Consider the following 16511-nt stretch of genomic DNA (forward strand, 5'->3'; position numbering starts at 1 on the left):
GCGCACCCCTAAGATTCTGTCGCAGCTTGATCCGCGACAACGTCGTAGCCGCACCAACCCCGACGGGACGATGTCACTCGTCGACCACATCCGGGAGTTGCGGACCCGCTTGTTGATCGCCATGGGTGCCGTCGCGTTGACCACCATCGTGGGTTTCCTTTGGTACAGTCACGGCTTTTTCGGCGTCGAGAGCCTGGGGGAATGGCTGCGCGAGCCCTATTGCTCGCTACCCCAGTCAGCGCGCGCCGACATCAGCGCCGACGGCGGCTGCCGCCTGCTGGCCACGGCGCCGTTCGACCAGTTCATGCTGCGCCTCAAGGTCGGCCTGACGGCGGGCATCGTGCTGGCGTGCCCGGTGTGGCTGCACCAGTTGTGGGCGTTCATCACTCCCGGGCTGTACCGCAACGAGCGGCGCTTCGCGTCGGTGTTCGTCTTCTTCGCCGCGCTGCTGTTCGTGTCCGGCACGGTGCTGGCCTACTTCGTGCTGTCCAAGGCGTTGCACTTCCTGCTCACCGTCGGCAGCGACGTTCAGGTCACGGCGCTGTCCGGTGACCAATATTTCGGCTTCCTGATCAACTTGCTGCTGATTTTCGGTGTCAGCTTCGAATTTCCGCTGCTGATCATCATGCTCAACATGATCGGGATGCTGCCGTACGCCAAGCTCAAGGCGTGGCGCCGCGGCTTGATCTTCGGGGTGTTCGTCTTCGCCGCTTTCGCCACGCCTGGCTCCGATCCGTTCTCGATGCTCGCCCTCGGCATGGCGCTGACGCTGCTGCTGGAATTCGCCATCCAGATCACCAGGCTGCACGACCGGCGCAAGGCAAAGCGGGATGCGCAGGCCGAGATTCCCGACGACCAGGCCGCACCGATCGAGGCGCCGACGCCGGTGGCGGCTCCCGTGACATTCGCGGCACAGCATGACGACATCACCTGAGTCCGGTGGACTGGGGGCGGAACTGGCCCGGTTCACCGAGCTGCTGACGTTTCGGCTCGACCCGTTCCAGGTGCAGGCGTGCGAAGCATTGGAGCGCGGGCACGGCGTGCTGGTGTGCGCGCCGACTGGCGCGGGTAAGACCGTCGTCGGAGAGTTCGCGGTGCACCTCGCGTTGGCGGCCGGTCGAAAGTGCTTCTACACCACGCCGATCAAGGCACTGAGCAACCAGAAGCACAACGATCTGGTGCGTCGTTACGGCGCTGAGAAGATCGGCTTGCTCACTGGCGATCAGTCGGTCAACGGCGATGCGCCGATCGTGGTGATGACCACCGAGGTGCTCCGCAACATGCTGTACGCCGGTGCCGAAACATTGCGTGCGCTGTCCTTTGTGGTTATGGATGAGGTCCACTTCCTGGCCGACCGGATGCGCGGCGCGGTGTGGGAGGAGGTGATCCTGCACCTGCCCGAGGATGTGCGTCTGGTCAGCTTGTCGGCCACTGTGAGCAACGCCGAGGAGTTCGGCGGCTGGATACAGACCGTGCGCGGCGATACCACTGTCGTCGTCGACGAACATCGGCCGGTTCCCTTGTGGCAGCACGTATTGGTCGGCAAGCGGATGTTCGATCTGTTCGACTATTCGGCTGGGACAAACACGGCGGGCAGAGAACACCTCGTCGACCCGGACCTGATCCGCCACATCGCGCACCGGCGGGAAGCCGAACGCCTGACTGACTGGGAGCCCCGTCGGCGCGGGCCTCGGCGCGGTGGGCCCGGCACCGGCTTGTATCGGCCTCCGGCGCGCCCCGACGTGATCGCATCCCTTGACCGCGAAGGCCTGCTGCCCGCCATTACATTCATCTTCTCCCGCGCCGGCTGCGACGCCGCCGTCAAGCAGTGTCTGCGCAGTCCGCTGCGGCTCACCGACGACGAGGACCGTAAGCGGATCGCCGAGGTGATCGACCGCCGCTGTGGCGATCTCGCCGATGCCGACCTGGTGGTGCTCGACTACTACGAGTGGCGGGAGGGCCTCCTTCGGGGGCTGGCGGCCCACCACGCCGGCATGCTGCCGGTGTTCCGGCACACCGTCGAGGAACTGTTCACCGCGGGCCTGGTCAAGGCTGTCTTCGCGACCGAGACGTTGGCCCTCGGCATCAACATGCCCGCCCGCACCGTCGTGTTGGAGAAGCTGGTCAAGTTCAACGGCGAACAGCACATGCCGCTGACGCCGGGGGAGTACACCCAGCTGACCGGCCGTGCGGGCCGACGCGGCATCGACGTCGAGGGTCATGCCGTCGTGTTGTGGCACCCCGGCGAAAACACAGCGGAGCCTTCAGAAATTGCTGGGCTGGCCTCGACCCGAACTTTCCCGCTGAGGAGCTCGTTCGCGCCGTCGTACAACATGACGATCAACCTGGTGAACCAGATGGGCCCCGAGCAGGCCCACCAACTGCTGGAGCGGTCGTTCGCGCAGTACCAGGCCGATCGGTCGGTGGTGGGCCTGGTCCGCGGCGTCGAGCGCGGCGAGAAGATGCTCGGCGAGATCGCCGCCGAACTGGGCTGGGACCGCCGCGCCAATCCCGACCGTGAGCCGGCGGTCCTCGGCTATGTGCGGTTGCGCGCCAAGATCAGCGAGCGGGAGCGGGCGCAGTCCCGGGCGTCGCGGCTGCAGCGCAGGCAGGTCACCGCGGACGCGTTGGCAGCACTGCGCCGCGGCGACATCATCAACATCAACCAGGGGCGCCGCGGTGGGCTGGCCGTGGTGCTGGAAGCGGCCAACGACCCGTCCGATCCCCGTCCCTTGGTGCTGACCGAAAACCGTTGGGCGGGAAGGGTTTCCTCGTCTGACTTCGCGGGGTTGACGGCACCGCTCGGGTCGATGTCGCTGCCGAAGCGGGTCGAGCATCGCCAGCCGAGGGTGCGACGGGATCTGGCGTCAGCGTTGCTGTCGGCGTCGGCCGGGCTCATGGTGCCCTCGGCCCGCAAGCGGCGCGGCGAATCCGACGAGCCTGCCGACATTGACCCGGAGCTGATGAAGTTGCGGGAGGCGATGCGTAAGCACTCCGCGCACGGGCTGCCCGACCGGGAAGTCAAGGTCCGCATCGGTGAGCGCTATCTGCGGGTGGAGCGCGACAACGAGCAGATTCGCAACAAGGTGAGCGCGGCGACCAATTCACTGGCCCGCACGTTCGACCGAATCGTCGGGCTGCTGACTGAGCGCGGATTCATCGAGGACAAGTCTGATGGCGATCCCCGGGTGACGGCCGACGGCCGGCTGCTGGCGCGGATCTACAGCGAGAGCGATCTGCTGGTAGCCGAATGTCTGCGTAAGGGCACCTGGAAGGGTCTGGCGCCGGCCGAGCTGGCCGCGGTCCTGTCGGCGATGGTGTTCGAGACCCGCGGCAGTGACGGGCCCACGCCGGCCCACGCGATCGACATGCCCACCCCGAACGTCCGCCGCGCGTTGGTCGAGACTCGGCGGCTGTCGGGACAGCTTCGGGCCGACGAGAGCCGGCACCGGATCGCGCCCTCCCGCCAGCCCGACGAGGGGTTCGTGGCCGCCGTCTACCGCTGGGCGACGACCGGCGACCTGGCTGCCGCCCTGGCGGCCTCCGATGTGGCGGGCGGCGGCACGCCGCTGCCGGCCGGTGATTTCGTGCGGTGGTGCCGTCAGGTGCTCGATCTACTCGATCAGGTGCGCAATGCGGGGCCGGAAGCCGGTCTGCGGACGACGGCGAAACGCGCCATCGAGGACGTTCGGCGCGGCGTCGTTGCTGTTGATGGCGGGTAGGGTTGTGCAAACGCTACGGTGGGAGCGGCGAAGCGCTACCAGATCAAAGCGCTACCAGATCAAGGAGAGACGATGAGCGGACCGCAGGGATCTGACCCCAATCCCTGGCAGGGCCAGCCCGCGCAGGGTCAGGATCAGCCCGCCCCCGGCTCCGAGCAGCCCACCCCGGGCGGTGAGACGCCGGCGTGGCAGCAGCCGACCGGCGAGCCTCCGGCCTGGCAGCCGCCCGCCTACACCCAGCAGCAGTACCCGCAATACGGGCAGCAGCCGACGCAGGGTTACCCGCAGCAGCCCTATCAGGCGCCCGCCGAGTACAACCCGGGCGCTTACGGCCAGCCGCAGTACGGGCAGCCCGGCCAGTACGGGCAGCCGCAGTACGGCCAGTACCCGCAGCAGCCCGGCCAGTACCCGCAGCAGCCCGGCCAGTACCCGCAGCAGCCGGGTGACCCTAACCAGCCTGGGCAGTTTGCTCCCTACCCGCAGCCAGATGCTGAAAAGGGCTCCAAGCGGTCCACGACCGTGATCTTCAGCGTCATCGGTGTGCTGGCCGCGATCGTCGTGGCGGTGGTGCTGGTGTTGGGCTTCTGGAAGCCCGGTTTCTTCGTGACCACCAAGCTGGACATCGGCAAGGCCCAGGTGGGCGTCCAGCAGATCCTCACCGACGAGACCAACGGCTACGGTGCCAAGAACGTCAAGGACGTCAAGTGCAACAACGGTCAGAACCCGACCGTCAAAAAAGGTGACACGTTCACCTGCGAGGTGAGCATCGATGGCACCAAGCGCCAGGTGACGGTGACGTTCCAGGACGACAAGGGCACCTACGAGGTCGGCCGGCCCAAGTAGCCGGCACAGCGTCGAGATAGCGCTCACGCATGGTCTACTCGACCTTTTGCTGCGTGGTTGCTATCTCGACGTGTATCCCGACTAATCGGGCAGTGCGTCCAGCGCTTTCTGCAGGCGTCCGATCGACGACGTAACGCCGTACGCGTGGGCCAGCTCGGCAACTCGGGCCGGATCGGCGGCAGCCAGCGGCAGCCGGTCGTCAGCAGTCGAGAACTCGACGGGCGCATCCTTGGCGACCAGCACCACGGGCCCGGCCGCCTCGATGTAATCGGTGGCCGCCAGCAGCTTGGCGCGAGAAGTCTTGGCCAACTTGGATTTCGGGTCGTGCGCAGCGGCCAGGATATCCGCCAGCGAGCCGTACTGCGCGAGTAGCGTTGCCGCGGTCTTCTCCCCGACGCCGGGCACCCCGGGCAGCCCGTCGGATGGATCACCGCGCAGCAGAGCCAGTTCGGCGTAGGCGAGCCCCGCCCGGTGGATGGGCACCCCGTAGCGCTCGGCGACCTCAGCCGGCCCGAACATGGTCGCGTTCGACAGCCCCCGGCCCAGATACAGCACCCGCACCGGCACCGGGTCGTCACCGACCAGCTGCAGCAGATCGCGATCACCGCTGACGACCACCACGGGATCGCGATTTTCGGCCGTCGCCAGCGTGCCCAGCACGTCGTCGGCTTCGAAGCCCTCCGCCCCCGCGGTAGCGATCCCGAACGCGTCGAGCAGCTCCATGATCATGTCGACCTGTGGGCTCAGATCGTCTGGTACTTCCTCCAAATCCGTTTCGCCACTGGGATTTTCCTCGGCAACTCGGTGTGCCTTGTACGACGGGATCGCGTCCACCCGGAACTGCGGGCGCCAATCCAGATCCAGGCACACCACCAGGCGGGCCGGGCGTTCCCGGGTGATCAATGTGGCCACACTGTCGAGGAACCCGCGCACAGCGTTGACCGGCCGGCCGTCGGGCGCGGTGATCGAGGAGGGCACGCCGAAGAACGAGCGAAACCACATGCTGGCGCCGTCAAGCAGCAACACCGGTGCAGACATGCCAGCCATCCTGCCAGTAGCGTTGGAGGATGTCGTTCGCCATTGAGCGCATCGACCACGTGGTGGTCAACTGCCATGACGTCGGCGCCGTCGCCGACTGGTACGTCCGTGTCCTCGGTATGCGCCTCGAAACGTTTTCCGGTGACAGGTTGGCGTTGCGATTCGGCGATCAGAAGCTCAACCTGCGGCCGACCGGCGCGCCGGACTGGACCACCGCGGACGTCGACGCCCCCGGGTCGCTGGATCTGTGTTTCATCACCACGTCGTCGCCCGACGACGTCGCGGCACGGCTGCGCGACGCCGGGGTGGCGATCAGCCAGGGGCCTGTCACCAAGACCGGGGCGCTCGGTTCGATGACGTCGTACTACTGCCGCGATCCCGAGGGCAATCTGGTCGAGATCGCGAGTTACCCAGCGCGGTAACGGAACACGTATGACCCGGCGGTGATCGCCTTGTTGCCGGCGCCCTCGTCGTACATCGTGGCGCGCGCCGCGATGGTGCCGTCGGCACCACGAATGGGCTGCGCATCGACCCGGAAGGGACCGAACTTGCCGCGCGCCAAAAACATCACGTGCGAGCTGACGCCCTGCAACTGATCGGTGCCCACCGCCTCGGCTGCTGCATCCATGGCGGCCGTCTCCAGCACCACGAACTGCGGACCGATGTGCAGCGCGGCGTCCGGGGAGGCCACCTCGACCGACAGTTCCGGCAGTGCCCAGACTCCGTCCGGCCGGCGGGCGGCCCCGAACACCTGCCACAACGGCGGCAGGTCGGGGGAGTCGACGACTTCGATCGGGTTGAGCTCCATCTTCTCCAGCCCCTCGGGCGGGACGCCGATGCTGACACCCTGGCCCTCGTTGAGCGCCAGCACACGAGAGGGGTTGTCGGCGTCGACGATCCGGGACCGGCTGTAGGACATCTGCCTGCCGCGCTTGAGATCCTCGGACTGGATCTCGATGCGGCGCACGTCGCGGCCGGGATCGAGCACCTGGATGGAGACGACCACCGGATTGGGCACTGCTTCCCGATCCGAGACCAGACCACTATCCGGCGAGACGATGCCGAGTACCGCGAGGAACAAGCCGCCGGTGGGATTGCGCATGTCGTGGCGGATGTCGACGGTGTCCTGCGCGCCGACATCCATGGAGGAGTAGCTGCGGCCCAGGTAGCGGTAGCTCAGCAGGCCGCCCCAGCGGCGGTTCAGTTCGGCGGCGTAGGCCGCGGGATCGTCGGCGAGCTCACGGATGTCACGCAGCATCGCGTCATCGTATGCGTGCCGCTAGCCTGGCTGGCATGAGTGCCAGCCGTTTCAGCAGCGATGTCTATGCCCGTCGGCTCGCCGCCGCGGCAACCGCGGCCGCCGACGCGGGACTGGCCGGGCTGGTCATCACGCCCGGCTACGACCTTCGCTACCTCGTCGGCTCGGCGGCCCAGACCTTTGAGCGGCTCACCGCTTTGGTCGTGCCGGCTACCGGGCAGCCGATCATGGTGGTGCCGCGGCTGGAACTGGCCTCTCTGAAAGAGTCCGCCGTCGTCGACCTCGGGTTGCCGGTGCAGGACTGGGTGGACGGCGAAAATCCCTACGACATTGTCGCGGTGGCCCTTGGCGGCCACGCTCGCGTTGCGGTGACCGACTCGATGCCCGCGCTGCACCTGCTGCCTTTGTCCGAACGGTTCGGCTCGGTCCCGGTATTGGCCACCGACGTGTTGCGGTCGCTGCGCATGGTCAAGGATCCGGCCGAGATCGACGCACTGCGTAAGGCCGGCGCCGCGATCGACCGGGTGCACGCCCAGGTGCCCGAATTCCTGGTGCCTGGCCGCACCGAAGCCGACGTCGCTGACGACATCGCCAAAGCCATTGTGGCCGAGGGGCATTCATCGGTGGCGTTCATCATTGTCGGCTCCGGACCGCACGGCGCAGACCCACACCACGAACACTCCGACCGCGTGCTGCAGGCCGGCGACATCGTCGTCGTCGATATCGGCGGCCCGTACGCACCGGGATACAACTCCGACTGCACCCGCACCTACAGCCTCGGGGAGCCCAGCGCCGAGATCGCCGAACAGTACGCCGTGCTGCAGCGCGCGCAGGCCGCCGCCGTCGCCGCGGTCCGCCCGGGCGTGACCGCCGAGCAGGTCGACGCCGCAGCCCGCGACGTGCTCGCCGACGCCGGGCTGGCCGAGTACTTCGTGCACCGCACCGGGCACGGCATCGGGCTCTCGGTGCACGAGGAGCCCTACATCGTCGCGGGCAACGATCTGCCGCTGGCCGAGGGCATGGCGTTCTCGGTGGAGCCGGGGATCTACTTCCCGGGCCGCTGGGGCGCCCGCATCGAGGACATCGTCATCGTCACCGCGGACGGCGCGCTGGCCGTCAACAGCGGCCCGCACGAGCTGACGGTGGTGCCGGTCTAGCTCTTCGAGTGGTCCAGCAGCCCCGAGGAGCCGAGAACCCTCGTCACGTGCACTTCGATAACGACGCGTTTCGGATTCACGCGCGGAGTGCGGTATCGCTGGGCGTAGCGCAGCTCGGCGTCGCGAACCGCCGCCGGATCGCGATTGACGCTGGCTTCGCCCTCCAGCGACAACCACCGGGCGCCGTCTACCTGGGAGAGCACGCCGACTTGGGATCGCTCGGCGTTGATGGCCTTCTGCGAGCCATCGCTGGTGATCACGCGGGCGATATGGGTCTTGGGATCAAAGGTGAAACCGACAGCCACCACATGGGGTGAGTTGTCCGAGCGCAGAGTTGTCAGCATAGCGAGGTGGCGTTCGGTGAGGAATGCCAGCGCGTCGCTGGTCAGCCGGGTCGTTGAGTTCGCCATCAACGTCCACGCTAGCGCATTGAATCCTCCCACCCGTGTATTGAGCGGGATTCCTGGCTCAGGCTGCCTGCCCGCTCGGTGAGCGTTCAGGTCTTATGCCATCGACACCAGCCGGGACGAAACCAGCCCGGTTGCGTATGACGGACGCGGAGTTCTTGTCGCGCGGTGCGACGTTTCCGCAGTAGTCGCACCGGTAGATGCGTTTCGACAGCGGCAGAAGGTGTTTGGCTCTCGCACCGCAGCTGCTGCAGTCCGTGGTGGTGTATTTCGGGTCGACAAGCACGAGGTCGCGGCCGTGCTTGTCGGCTTGCTCAATCAACCCACGTTTAGTGGCAGCGATCGCCCCGTCGGCGGCCTTGCGTGCCGTCCTCGATCGCGCGAGAAACTTGGGCCGGAAATTCTCGACGGCGATCTGATCGAAATCCGTCACGATCGACTTTGCCCATTTGCGCCCGGTATCAACGCGTTGAGCCGCGACATGAGCGTGCTGCTTGGCGGCGGCCCGCTTGGCCGCCTTGTACCCGCGTGAGGGGACGGCTCCTCTGGCGGGTTTGCGGCGCGCCATCATGCGTTGATAACGCGTTAATCGGGCCGCCGCCGCGCGGCCATGTTGCGGGTGTTCGAGATCGTGGTTTGCGCTGGTGGTTACTGCCAGATCAACTACGCCCCAATCGATCCCGATTGATTGGCCTGTCGTAGGCAGTAGCTCGGTGTCGGGCCGCGTCACGACGAACGAACACCACCAGCGGTCCAGCGCGTCGCGGTAGACACGGATACTCGACGGTGCAGCCGGTAGTTCGCGCGACCACAACGGGCGCACCACGATGCCGCCGGCCAACCTAATTACACGACCATCAAGAACGAACCCGCGCAACGTGTAGTTCAGACTCGGCGCGGCACGGTGCTTGGACTTGAACTTTGGCAGCCCACGCCGCTGTCGCGGCGACAGCCGTTTGTCTTTTCGGTCGCTGAGCGCCTTCGTACGAGCCCGGCCGAAATCCCGAATCGTCTGCTGCTGAGCAACACTCGATCCATCAGAGAGCCACTGATGCTCAGCACGCCATCCTGTCAGTAGCTTATCCAGCTGTGCTGGACCGCATTCCAGCTTCACGCCAGTCGTTATGGACGTCCGGTGCGCGGCGTCGGATGCCGCTACGCATTGATTCCACACCCACCGGCAGCGGTCCCACTCCGCCAGCAACAACGCCTTTGCAGTCGCCGACATCCGGAGACGGTACGCATAACGCACCTTTGCCCCTCGAGCTGACGAACTCATGTAGAGACGGTAACGCGGCCCACCGACAACTCGGCCATGACAGCGACCGCGCTGGCGGCAGTGTGGCAGCAGCCAGCACTGACCCGGTTGAGAGCATCCGCACGAGCGAGAGCGGTTTACTCCCCACCACGAGCGTCAGACTTTCGCCGCAGAACGCCTGGTGAATAATCACAGCCGTGAATGACACGGGGGCCGGTCCGGTCGTGATCTTCGGCGGCCGCAGCGAGATCGGCGTCGAAGTCGCCGAGCGGTTGGCGTCCGGCGCCACCGTGGTGCTCGCCGCCCGGCGCGCCGATCAGCTCGACGAGCAGCTCAGCGCGCTGCGTGCTGCAGGCGCGACGGCCGTGCACACCGTCGAATTCGACGCCGACGACCTGGCCTCGCACGGCCCCCTGGTGGACAAGCTGGTGGCCGCACACGGGCCGATCGGCACAGCCGTGCTGGCGTTCGGCATCCTGGGCGATCAGGCCCGCGCCGAGACCGACGCCGAGCACGCTGTCGCGATCGTGCAGACCGACTACGTGGCGCAGGTGAGCCTGCTGACCCATCTGTCCACCGCCATGCGCGCGGCGGACCGGGGCGCGCTCGTGGTGTTCTCCTCGATCGCCGGGGTGCGTGGGCGCCGCGCCAACTACGTCTACGGCTCGGCCAAGTCCGGGCTCGACGCGTTCGCCAACGGACTGGCCGACGCCCTGCACGGCAGCGGGGTGCAGCTGCTGATCGTGCGGCCCGGGTTCGTCATCGGGCGGATGACGCAGGGCATGGATCCCGCACCGCTGTCTCGGACGCCGGCTCAGGTAGCCGACGCTACGGTGCGCGCCTTGGCCAAGGGGCGCGGCACAGTGTGGGTGCCGGCGCCGCTGGCTCTGCTGGCGTTCGCGTTTCGGCTGACGCCCCGGTTCGTCTGGCGGAGGATGCCGAGATGATATTCGTGGTCGGTATCGGCGCCGACGGGATGGCGGGGCTCGCGCCGGCATCCTGCACTGAATTGCACCGGGCGACAGTCATTTACGGGTCGCAACGGCAGCTCGACCTGCTCGACGTCTCGGTGAGCGCGGAGCGCAAGGAATGGGGCCGGCCATTTGTGGACGGGCTGTATGCGGTCCGCGACTTCGACGGGGACGTGCACGTGCTGGCCAGCGGTGACCCGATGCTGCACGGTGTCGGCGCATCGCTGATTCGACTGTGTGGCCCCGACCGTGTGACGGTGCTTCCGCATGTGTCGAGTGTGACGCTGGCGTGCGCCCGGTTGGGCTGGTCGGTTCAGGACACCGAAGTGATCAGCCTGATGACCGCGCATCCCCGCACGATCGTGCGGCGCGGCGGGCAAGCGATCGTGCTGTGCCGCGACGGTTCCGAGCCCGCCGAGCTGGCCACCGTGCTCGTCGAAGCGGGCCTCGGCGGCTCGCAGATGACGGTGCTCGAACAGCTCGGTGGTCCAGCCGAACGTCTGCGTGACGGCACCGCACAGGACTGGTCTGTTGCACCGCCACTCAGTGTTGACGATCTGAACGTGGTCGCCGTACGTTATCTGCCCGATGACCGGCTGCTGTCGGTGCTGCCCGATGATGCGTTCGCCCACGACGGGCAGCTCACCAAACAGTCAATGCGCGCGGTCACGTTGGCGGCATTGGCTCCCCGCCCCGGGGAGCTGCTGTGGGATGTCGGCTCCGGTTCCGGAAGTATCGCGGTTGAGTGGTGCCGAAGCGGATCAGATTGCGCGGCAGTGGCATTCGAACGTGATGAGCAGCGACGTGCCCGGATCGCGTCGAACGCCATGCGATTCGGGGCGAACGTCGAGGTGCGTGGTGCGGCACCCGAGGCTTTCGCTGAGGCCGTACTGACCGACGGCGGCGTCACCGGCGTGCAGACTCCGGCGGCGGTGTTCATCGGCGGTGGCCTGACGACGCCCGGGTTGCTGGATTCGTGCCTGCAGCGGCTGCCTAGTGGTGGCCGATTGGTTGCCAACACCGTCACCGCAGAATCGGAAGTCGTTCTTCTGCAATATTATTCGAAACTCGGCGGCCAGCTACGGCGCTTTCAACACTATCGTGGCGAGGCGGTGGGCGGTTTCACCGGCTGGCGGCCCGCTATGCCCGTTACCCAGTGGTCGGTGCGCAAACCGTGACCGTCTATTTCATCGGCGCCGGACCTGGCGCGGCCGACCTGATCACCGTGCGCGGACAGCGGCTGCTCCAACGCTGCCCGGTGTGCCTATACGCCGGGTCGATCATGCCCGACGACCTGCTGGCATTGTGCCCGGCCGACGCCAAAGTCGTGGACACGGGCCCGCTCACTCTGGAACAGATCATCGGCGAACTGGCCGATGCCGACGCCGCCGGGTACGACGTCGCGCGCCTGCACTCCGGGGATCCCTCGATCTACAGCGCGCTGGCCGAACAGTGCCGCAGGCTCGACGCGCTCGGCATCGGCTACGAAATCGTGCCTGGCGTGCCGGCATTCGCGGCCGCAGCGGCCGCGCTCGGCCGTGAACTCACGGTGCCCGGCGTAGCGCAGACCGTGACCCTGAGCCGGGTGGCGACCCTGTCGACCGCCATGCCCGACGGCGAGGACCTGATCACGCTGTCCCAGCCCGGCGCGACACTGGTGCTGCACCTGGCCGCGCACCGGATCGACGTCATCGTGCCGCAACTGCTCGAGGGCGGCTACCGCTCGGATACGCCGGTCGCCGTCGTCGTCTTCGCCAGCTGGCCCGAGCAGGTTGTGTTGCGTGGCACGCTGGCCGATATCGCCGGGCAGATGCACGAGGCGCAGATCACCAAGACCGCGGTGATCGTCGTCGGCGATGTGCTTGCTGCAGAGGGGTTCACCGACAGCTACCTGTATTCCTCGGGCCGAACCCGGGGAAGCCAGCACTGATGCGGATCCTGCTGCTCGGCGGTACCGGCGAGGCTCGAGCGCTGGCCGCCCGGCTGCATCCGGAATACGACATCGTCAGCTCGCTGGCCGGGCGGGTGCCCGACCCGGCGCTGCCACAGGGGCCGGTCCGCATCGGCGGTTTCGGCGGCGTCGCCGGTCTGCGACAGTGGCTGGACGACAACGAGATCGGCGCCGTGGTCGACGCTACCCACCCGTTCGCGGCGACCATGACCGCGCACGCCGCGCAGGTGTGTGCCGAACTGGGCCTGCCGCACCTCGTGCTCGCCCGGCCCGCCTGGGACCCGGCGGGCGCCGTGCGGGTGGCCTCTGACGTCGAGGCCGCGCAGGTCGTTGCCAATCAACACTATTCACGGGTATTCCTCACCACTGGGCGTTCCGGGGTGGCGCCGTTCACCTCGAGTCATGCCTGGTTCTTGATCCGGGTGGTGACACCGCCCGATGCGACAGTGATGCCATGCAACCACGAGGTGCTGCTGTCCCGCGGGCCGTACGGCTATGCCGACGAGTGTGCGCTGTTGCGGGACAAAAGAATTGACGTGCTGGTGACGAAGAACAGCGGGGGAGAGCTCACCGAGGCCAAGCTCAAGGCAGCAGCCGACCTCGGCGTCGCCGTAGTGATGATCGACCGGCCGCCGCTGCCCGTCGGCGTGAACGTCGTGAGCACCGTCGACGAGGCCGCCGACTGGGTGCAGGCTCAGGTCGGATAGCGGCGCGGCGTGAACACCGTGTCGCCGTACCACTGCGTCTGCGACGAGCCGATGATCAGCAGACAGCGCATGTCGACATCGGCGGGGTCCAGGTCGCCTAATCGTACGACCGTCACCGACTCGCGGGGGCCGGCGACGTCGCGGCCGATCACCACCGGGGTGCCCGGTTCGCGGTGCTCCAGCAGCAGGTCGCGCATCGCGGCGACCTGCCAGGTGCGGCTCTTCGACGCCGGGTTGTAGATCGCCAGCACCAGATCGGCCTGTGCGGCCGCGGTCAACCGGGTCGCAATGACGTCCCACGGCTTGAGCCGGTCGGACAACGAGATCACCGCATAGTCGTGACCCAGCGGCGCGCCGACCCGGCTGGCGACCGCCTGCGCGGCCGTCATCGCCGGGATCACCCGGACTGCGACGTTCGGCCACTGCTTGGCCTCCTCGAGCACCGCGGTGGCCATCGCGAACACACCCGGATCGCCGGAGGACACCACCGCGACGGCGCGGCCCTGCTCGGCTAGCTCGCACGCCAGTCGCGCCCGAGCGGGTTCGTCGGTGTTGTCACTGGGGTGGCGGCGCTGCCCGGCCTGTGCTGGCACCCGATCCAGATATGGCCCGTAGCCGATCAGGTCGGTGGCCGCGGTGAGCTCCTGGCGGCTCTGCGGCGTCATCCAGTCCACATCGCCCGGCCCAAGCCCGACGACGGCGACACCAGCAGTGGTCGGTTTGACGCGTCCACCACCCGGAAGGATGGCCAGCGAGAAGTATGGCACCCCGTCGGCGTCGACTTCCCCGGCCGGCAGCACGCGCTGCGCCTCGGTGCTGGCGCGTTCGACATAGAATGCCTCATCGAGCCTACCGGCCATCGAAAGCGCTTCCCGCACTTGTGGATATGACCGACCAAGCTTGAGCACCACCGCGGCGTCGGCATCGGCAAGGCGTCGCGCCAGCTCGTGTACCGGCATGGTGCCCGGCAGCACGGACAGCACCTCGTCGCCGGTCACCAGGGGAGTGGCGATCGCCGCCGAGGCGGCGCTCACCGATGTCACGCCGGGGATGATCACCGCGCTGAACCGCTCGGTCAGCCGAGTGTGCATATGCATGTAGGAGCTGTAGAACAGCGGATCGCCCTCGGCCAGCAGCGCGACATCACGGCCGGCATCGAGATGGGCGGCAATACGTTCGGCCGACTCGCGGTAGAAGTCCTCCATCGCGCCGGCGTAGCCGCCGGGATGTTCGGTGGTCTCGGTGGTCACCGGGTAGACCAGATGCTCCTCGACCTGGCCGTCGCGCAGATACGGCTCGGCGATGCGTCGCGCGATGCTGCGACCGTGCCGCGCGCTGTGGTACGCCACCACATCGGCGGCGCCGATGATCCTGGCTGCCTTGACCGTCACCAGCTCGGGATCACCCGGGCCCAGACCGACGCCATACAACGTGCCGTGGGTCATTCGCGTTCACTCGCGATCGCGTTCACCGCAGCCGCCGCCATCGCGCTGCCACCACGACGCCCCGTCACCACCAGGTAGTGGATCCCGCGGGGCCGGTCGATCAACTCCTGCTTGGACTGCGCCGAGCCCACGAACCCGACTGGGCCACCCAACACCGACACCGGGGCGGGCACCCCCTCGTCGACCAGTTCCAGCAGCCGGAACAAGGCGGTCGGCGCGTTGCCGATCGCCACCACCGCACCGGCCAGCCGATCGGCCCACAGCTCAACACCCGCGGCCGAACGAGTCGTCTCACGGCGCTGGGCCAGCTCGGGCGCCCGCGGATCGGCGACCAGCGACACCACCTCATTGCCGGCCGGCAGCCGAGCAGCGGTGATTCCTGCCGCGACCATCGACGAATCGCACAGAATCGGTGCACCGGCCTGCAGCGCGGCACGCGTTGCGCTCACCACACCGGGGGTGAACGCCACATGTTCGGCTACGTCGACCTGCCCGCAGGTGTGGATCAGCCGGACGACCACCCGCGCGACATCCTCGGGGAACGGTGTCAGGTCGGCTTCGTCGCGAATGGTCGCGAACGACTGCCGATAGATCTCGGCGGCGTCGCGAATGTAGTCGAGCACCCGCTCACCCTACGACCTAGCGTGATGTCCGCCGGAACCCCTCTTCGGTCGCCACGAAGACCTGACCAGTCGGGGGACTCCCGCAGGCTCGTTCGCAGCCCACGTAGTGCACATGGCCGTCAACATCCTCTTCGGCCACCACGCGCGCCGCCTCGGCTCGCACGTCGGCCAGCGACTTCTCGCACCCGGGGCTGCCCACACACGCGGTCACGTCCAGCCAGGGCGAGTTCTCGTCGAAGACCAGGCCCATCGGGGCGAGTACCCGCAGCGATGTGTCAGCCACCGCTTCGGTCAGATCGCAGATCAGCAGCGATCGCCACGGGGTGACGACGATCGGCGCGTCGATGGCGGCGACGAACTCGGCCTGCCTGGCCGCCAGCACGCCCAGTGGGATCGCCGTACCCAGCGCCACCGCGCCGTCGTCCTGCGCGATCCACCCGACCGGCGGACGCAGCACCGGGAGATGGGTGGCACCGGCGGGCGCGGTCACCTGGAATCCTGCGACCAACGAGGACTGATCATCCAATTCCGTTATTCGCCAGCACTTTCCACGAATGTCGACGAACCGGCGGGCAACCTCGACCAGTGCCGCGATCACCTCGCCCGGCGCGAGCCTTATCCCGGTGTCGTGGCCGGCGAGCATCAGCGCCACACCGTCGGTCAGGACATGCGCACCGATGTCGGCGCCCAGCCCGGAAATATCGCCGCGGCCGTCGTCGAGGCCGAACAGGAACCGGCCCGGCAGTCGCGCCAGATCCGGGTCGGCCTGGATGGCCGCGTCCAGTTCGGTGACCCATGGCCGAATATCGGCCAGCCCGCCGACCCGGCCGGACAGGGGAGAAGCGACGATGTTGCGCACTCGTTCGTGGGTGGGCGACGGCAGCAGACCGGCGCCGGCCACCGCGTCGGCGACGGCAGCGGTATCACCCACGCCGCGCAGCTGTAGGTTCCCCCGTACGGTCAGCTCCAGCGTGCCGTTGCCGAACGCCGACGCCGTGTGCGCCAGCGCTTCCAGCTGTGCCGCGGAGATCATCCCGCCGGGCAGCCGCAACCGGGCCAGTGCGCCGTCGGCGGCCTGGTGCACCTGCAGGGCACCGGGGCAGGCGTCGTCGTCGCGCATTCGCTCCACCC

General features: G+C 67.7%; 16 protein-coding genes. 9 read left to right on the forward strand and 7 right to left on the reverse strand.

Going from position 1 to position 16511, the window contains the following annotated elements:
* Positions 1-70 precede the first annotated feature (70 nt).
* From tatC to CG716_RS25780, 3 genes are all read left to right on the forward strand, one after another.
* Positions 71-934, forward strand: a complete 864-nt coding sequence (gene tatC / locus CG716_RS25770; protein WP_420093228.1) for a twin-arginine translocase subunit TatC — start codon at positions 71-73, stop codon at positions 932-934.
* Positions 918-3722 (forward strand): DEAD/DEAH box helicase, encoded by a 2805-nt coding sequence (locus CG716_RS25775; protein WP_094483981.1) that lies wholly within the window; start codon positions 918-920, stop codon positions 3720-3722. The genes tatC and CG716_RS25775 overlap by 17 nt, the downstream gene beginning before the upstream one ends.
* A gap of 72 nt (positions 3723-3794) precedes the next feature.
* The gene (locus tag CG716_RS25780; protein WP_094484025.1) at positions 3795-4565 is read left to right on the forward strand and encodes a DUF4333 domain-containing protein; all 771 of its coding nucleotides are present in this window, start codon (positions 3795-3797) and stop codon (positions 4563-4565) included.
* 81 nt (positions 4566-4646) lie between these two features.
* Here the strand turns inward: CG716_RS25780 and CG716_RS25785 are convergent, their stop codons facing one another.
* Complete coding sequence (locus CG716_RS25785; protein WP_094484026.1) at positions 4647-5603, reverse strand: 5'-3' exonuclease; 957 nt, start codon at positions 5601-5603, stop codon at positions 4647-4649.
* A 29-nt stretch (positions 5604-5632) separates the two neighbouring features.
* Here CG716_RS25785 and CG716_RS25790 point away from each other — a divergent pair, with 29 nt between their 5' ends.
* Positions 5633-6025, forward strand: coding sequence for a VOC family protein (locus tag CG716_RS25790; protein WP_094483982.1), 393 nt, complete (start codon positions 5633-5635; stop codon positions 6023-6025).
* On the opposite strand, the gene CG716_RS25795 is transcribed toward CG716_RS25790, so the two are convergent.
* Positions 6010-6861: a hypothetical protein gene (locus CG716_RS25795; protein ID WP_094483983.1), complete on the reverse strand. Its 852-nt coding sequence runs from the start codon at positions 6859-6861 to the stop codon at positions 6010-6012. The two genes, CG716_RS25790 and CG716_RS25795, sit on opposite strands and share 16 nt — an antisense overlap.
* Before the next feature lie 35 nt (positions 6862-6896).
* Between CG716_RS25795 and CG716_RS25800 the strand changes: the two genes are divergently transcribed.
* Positions 6897-8018, forward strand: a complete 1122-nt coding sequence (locus CG716_RS25800; RefSeq protein ID WP_094483984.1) for a M24 family metallopeptidase — start codon at positions 6897-6899, stop codon at positions 8016-8018.
* Here CG716_RS25800 and CG716_RS25805 read toward each other — a convergent pair.
* On the reverse strand, positions 8015-8428 hold the full coding sequence (locus CG716_RS25805; protein ID WP_094483985.1) for a F420-dependent biliverdin reductase: 414 nt from the start codon (positions 8426-8428) through the stop codon (positions 8015-8017). The genes CG716_RS25800 and CG716_RS25805 overlap by 4 nt on opposite strands.
* 58 nt (positions 8429-8486) lie before the next feature.
* Positions 8487-9704, reverse strand: a complete 1218-nt coding sequence (locus CG716_RS25810; protein ID WP_094483986.1) for an RNA-guided endonuclease InsQ/TnpB family protein — start codon at positions 9702-9704, stop codon at positions 8487-8489.
* A gap of 176 nt (positions 9705-9880) precedes the next feature.
* On the opposite strand from CG716_RS25810, the gene CG716_RS25815 reads away from it, so the two are divergent.
* The 4 genes from CG716_RS25815 to CG716_RS25830 are packed head-to-tail and all read left to right on the forward strand — an operon-like array spanning position 9881 to position 13312.
* Positions 9881-10630, forward strand: coding sequence for a decaprenylphospho-beta-D-erythro-pentofuranosid-2-ulose 2-reductase (locus tag CG716_RS25815; RefSeq protein WP_094483987.1), 750 nt, complete (start codon positions 9881-9883; stop codon positions 10628-10630).
* Positions 10627-11832: a precorrin-6y C5,15-methyltransferase (decarboxylating) subunit CbiE gene (cbiE, locus tag CG716_RS25820; RefSeq protein ID WP_094483988.1), complete on the forward strand. Its 1206-nt coding sequence runs from the start codon at positions 10627-10629 to the stop codon at positions 11830-11832. Before CG716_RS25815 ends, cbiE begins: the two co-directional genes overlap by 4 nt.
* Positions 11829-12584 carry a precorrin-4 C(11)-methyltransferase gene (cobM, locus tag CG716_RS25825; protein ID WP_094484027.1) on the forward strand — a complete coding sequence of 252 codons (756 nt, stop codon included), beginning with the start codon at positions 11829-11831 and terminating at the stop codon, positions 12582-12584. The genes cbiE and cobM overlap by 4 nt, the downstream gene beginning before the upstream one ends.
* Positions 12584-13312 carry a cobalt-precorrin-6A reductase gene (locus tag CG716_RS25830; RefSeq protein ID WP_094483989.1) on the forward strand — a complete coding sequence of 243 codons (729 nt, stop codon included), beginning with the start codon at positions 12584-12586 and terminating at the stop codon, positions 13310-13312. The genes cobM and CG716_RS25830 overlap by 1 nt, the downstream gene beginning before the upstream one ends.
* Here the strand turns inward: CG716_RS25830 and CG716_RS25835 are convergent.
* Genes CG716_RS25835 through cobG form a run of 3 tightly spaced genes read right to left on the reverse strand, consistent with a single transcriptional unit; the run spans position 13300 to position 16500 of the window.
* Positions 13300-14757, reverse strand: coding sequence for a precorrin-2 C(20)-methyltransferase (locus tag CG716_RS25835; protein WP_094483990.1), 1458 nt, complete (start codon positions 14755-14757; stop codon positions 13300-13302). The two genes, CG716_RS25830 and CG716_RS25835, sit on opposite strands and share 13 nt — an antisense overlap.
* Entirely contained in the window at positions 14754-15380 is a 627-nt protein-coding gene (locus tag CG716_RS25840; protein ID WP_094483991.1) for a precorrin-8X methylmutase, read from the reverse strand. The genes CG716_RS25835 and CG716_RS25840 overlap by 4 nt, the downstream gene beginning before the upstream one ends.
* A gap of 16 nt (positions 15381-15396) precedes the next feature.
* The gene (gene cobG, locus CG716_RS25845) at positions 15397-16500 is read right to left on the reverse strand and encodes a precorrin-3B synthase (RefSeq protein ID WP_165774308.1); all 1104 of its coding nucleotides are present in this window, start codon (positions 16498-16500) and stop codon (positions 15397-15399) included.
* Positions 16501-16511 lie beyond the last annotated feature (11 nt).

It is taken from the genome of Mycolicibacterium sphagni (genome assembly GCF_002250655.1).
Lineage (GTDB): Bacteria > Actinomycetota > Actinomycetes > Mycobacteriales > Mycobacteriaceae > Mycobacterium > Mycobacterium sphagni.